Annotated in this window: 3 protein-coding genes; all 3 read right to left on the bottom strand. The window is 69.7% G+C overall.

Annotated features, from left to right (window positions below):
- Positions 1-297 precede the first annotated feature (297 nt).
- A complete protein-coding gene (locus VF665_RS03500; RefSeq protein ID WP_331052018.1) occupies positions 298-1,137 on the bottom strand; it encodes a ferritin-like domain-containing protein in 840 nt (279 codons plus the stop codon).
- Positions 1,138-1,168: 31 nt separating this feature from the next.
- Positions 1,169-1,414, bottom strand: a complete 246-nt coding sequence (locus VF665_RS03495) for a GlsB/YeaQ/YmgE family stress response membrane protein (protein WP_331052017.1) — start codon at positions 1,412-1,414, stop codon at positions 1,169-1,171.
- 193 nt (positions 1,415-1,607) lie between these two features.
- Entirely contained in the window at positions 1,608-2,678 is a 1,071-nt protein-coding gene (locus VF665_RS03490) for a hypothetical protein (protein WP_331052016.1), read from the bottom strand.
- Positions 2,679-3,707 lie beyond the last annotated feature (1,029 nt).

The following is a 3,707-nucleotide window of genomic DNA, read 5'->3' as shown; positions in this document are numbered from 1 at the left end:
CATCGGCACCCGTCGGCCCTGTGCAGTGAATTTTCCGGTCTGTTTGGGGGGGAACTTGCCGCCCTTGTTGCGGCGAGGCGGCGAGTTCACTCGCTCAGCCGCGTCGAGCCGTCCGCCCCGGCAACCCTCCCCCAGTCTTTTGTGGGGGAGGGTGGGTGAGTCATGCGAACCCGGGTGGGGGCCGCCCTGGGCTCCGCCGCTCACACCGGGCCGCCCGCCGTGCGGTTGAAGTTCGCTCGGATGCAAAAGAGCCCTCCCCCGCGGTGCGGGAGAGGGCTCTCGTTCGTTCCGCAGGGGTTACGCGTTGGCGCGCGACCCGCCGGACGACTTGCCGCGCGAGGACGACGCCTTCTTGGCCCCCGCTCCGCCGGACTTGCTGCCGCCGGACTTGCTCGCCCCGCCCGTCCTGCCGTCGCCGGACGAGCTTTCCGCCGTCGTGCGGCTGGAGGACGAGCGCGCGCCGCCGGATTTGGAGGCCCCGCCCGACTTGGCACCGCCCGACTTGGCACCGCCGGACTTGCTGGCCGAAGCCCGCTCCCCCGTCTTGCTGCCGCTGGACTTGGCGGCAGACCCGCCGCTCTTGCTCGCGCCCGGGCCGCGCGGGCGGCCGGTTTCGGGCGTGAACTCGATGTCGCGCGGCTCCATCTGCTCGGCGAGCAGCTTGAGCGCCTTGACCGAGTTGCGCTCCACGAAGGCCGCCATCGCCTCCTCTTCGCGCAGGCTTTCCGTGAGCAGCGACACCACTTCCTTGTGCCCCAGCACCTGGGCCACGGCAATCGCGGAGCGGTAGCCCGCGATCTCGTAGTGCTCCACGCGCAGCGCGTTGCCCAGGTCGAACGCTTCAAGAAGGGGCTTGGACGGCTTCTCCTCCTTCTTGTAGCTGTCGTGCTCCGCCTTGAGCCCCACCGCGGCGTCGCACTTTTCCGCCTTGGCCTTTTCCCCAATCGCCTCGAAGGCGCGCCGAAGCCGCTCGATCTGCTCTTCGGTTTCGCCGGCGTGTTCCTGCACCCGCTTGTTCAACTCCGGGTTGCTGACTTCCCGGTCCAGCGTGCCGAGCATCTTGAGGATGAGCTGCTCGGCGTACAGCAGGTCACCCAGTTCATGCTTCAGCAGCTCGTGCATCTGCGTTGCGGGCATGGCGCGCGCCTCCGGACGGTTCGGGTTCAGGTCAGACGTGAGTGCGGCGCCGGCCCACGATGAGCCGGTAGACGGCCAGCAGGATCAGCGCGCCCACCACCGAGCCGATGATGCCCACCCGGCCGTCGCGCCCGCCGAACAGCATGCCGCCCACCACGGAGCCGGCGATGCCCAGCAGGATCGTGACGATGATGCCGCCCGGATCACGGCCCGGCATGATGAACTTGGCGATCGCGCCCGCGATCAGGCCGATGATGATCATCCACAGAATGCCCATGCGTTCCTCCAAGCTGTGTCTGGTGATCGGCCGGTCCCCCCGGACCGCCGTCGCCGCGCCCTGAACGCATGCTCCATGCCCAATCCGGAACCCGATTGCAATCCATTGCCCTGCAATGACTTGGGATGCATGGACGAAAACGGCCGCCCGGATGGGCGGCCGTTTTTGCTCGTTTTTCGGTGATTGCACGCGACTACTGCAGGGCGTACGCCCAGGTCTCGCCGGCAAGTCCGAGCGGCTCCTGGTACACGGCCAGCGCACGCGAGGCGCCCACGATGCCGTAGTACCGCAGCCCGGCCTGCACGCCGGACGTGAAGGTCATGTCTCCGGTGACCGGCGCTTCCTCGCGCACGCCGCGATCCGCCCAGGTCCAGACCCCCACCTGCTCCGTGGGTCCAACGATCACATTGCCGCCCAGCACGCCGCCCGTGCGGCGGAAGCGGGTCAGGGTGGCGCGCTGCACATACTCCCCGGTCACCGTGGAGAGAATGAGCGAGCCCTCCGTGACGCGCGCCCACTCCTCCACGAAGCTGCTGTCGGCCGCGTAGGTGCGCACGTGCGGGGTCTCAGCCGGAAGCGCGGTGCCGCCCACGGAGTTCAGGCGGTACTGCAGAACCTCGGGCACCAGCACGTGCACCTGGGCCGTCGCTTCGCCGCTTCGGATGGTGATGGTGGCCGTTCCGCCCTTCCGGCCCCGCAGCAGGTTGCCCTGCAACGCTACCACGCCCGTGTCGCTGCTGGTGTACGAAAGGATGGCATCGTACATCTCGCGGCCGTCCGCGGCGCGCGCAATGACGCCGGTGCCCGCGACGTCGCCGCTGCGCAGGGTGATGTTGGCGTGCGGCACCTGGAGCACCGTCACCGTAGGCGCCACCACGCGGATCTGCGCGCGGCCCTGCTTGCCGTCGGCCGTGGCGGTGATCCACACCGTGCCCGGGTTGATGGCGGTGAGCATCTCGCCCGACATCACGGCCACGCTGGGATCTTCGGTGGACCAGAGGACCGTGCGGCCGGTGACTTCCGCGCCGCTGGCGGTCAGCAGGCGGGCCTGCATGCGGCGGTATCCGCCTGCGCCGAGCACGGTGGCGGTGTCGGGCGAAACCACGATGCTGGCGACGGTCATGTCGGGGGTTCCGGTGCCGGGCTGGCCGGGGTTGCCGGAGCCGGGCTCGGTGGCGTCGCTGGAGCAGGCGGCCGCGGTGGTCAGAGCGAGCAGGAGCGCGCCGAGCGCGATCCGGGAGTGGAGCTTGATGCGGGTCGTCATGGTCATGTCCGTGTGTAGAGGCGTTCCCTGGCGGGACCGCGTTTGCGCTGCATGGCGCCGCGCTGTGACGGCGAAGGACAAGGCAATCGTTGGCCCAGGTTCCGCCTTCGGCCGCATGTTGTTGCATCCGAAGGCGATGAGGGAATCGGCCGTTTTTCCGGGCCTGCGGCCGATGTCCACTCTGTGGGACGGTGTGCCCGGGCGCCTCGGACACGGCGATAAGGATGGCCCGCGCGGGCCGGTTGCGGCATCGGTCCAATGACCTCGGTCAAGCGACCGAGTGGGGCGGGATGGATGGGGATGCTGGAGGAGGTGAGGCGGACGGCGCGGTGGTGGATGGCGCGGTGAGAGCGCCCGCCGGCCGGCTGAGCGGATGAATCCGCCGCAACAACAACGGAAAGTCCCCCCAAACAGACGGGGGGACTTCACCTGCACGAGGCCGCTGCCTGCCGGTGATGTTCTCCCCTCTCCGCGCGGCTGTTTGCGCGGGGAGGGGCCGGGGGAGGGGCCCGCGCGCAGCGCGACCCTTTTCCGCGCCGCGCCTGAGCGGATGAATCCGCCGCTCTGAAAGCGGAAAGCCCCGGCGAATGGCTTGCGGACGCGACGCGCGAATCGGGTGTTTCAGTCCGCGGAGGCGGACTTCGTGTTGTTCGAGGCGCGGCTTCACCCGGGAAGGCCGGCCACACGCGCTGACGCCGCTCCCCGCGCCGAACGGCTCCCCCTCTCCCGCGGAGCGGGTGGAGGGGGTTGGGGGGAGGGGGCCTCCGTCGGCCGCACCGGCACCTTGTGAAGCGCACCGTCATCGCCCTCCTCCTTCTCCGCGCGGCTGTTTGCGCGGGGAGGGGCGGGGGAGGGGCGCAGTTGCCGTGTGCCCCCTCTCCCACACCGGTTCGTGGGAGTGTCATTCACCGGCTGCGCCGACCCATGGCGCATGAAACGGGAGCACGGCATAGATGTATGTGGTGTGCCGGTGCGGAGGTCGCCTCCTCAGTGGTGTCTGGAGCCCGTGTGGGAGTCGGACCCGGAGCC

Source organism: Longimicrobium sp. (genome assembly GCF_036387355.1).
Lineage (GTDB): Bacteria > Gemmatimonadota > Gemmatimonadetes > Longimicrobiales > Longimicrobiaceae > Longimicrobium.
Note: the sequence above shows the minus strand (reverse complement) of the source record. Positions and strands in the feature narration are given on the sequence as shown.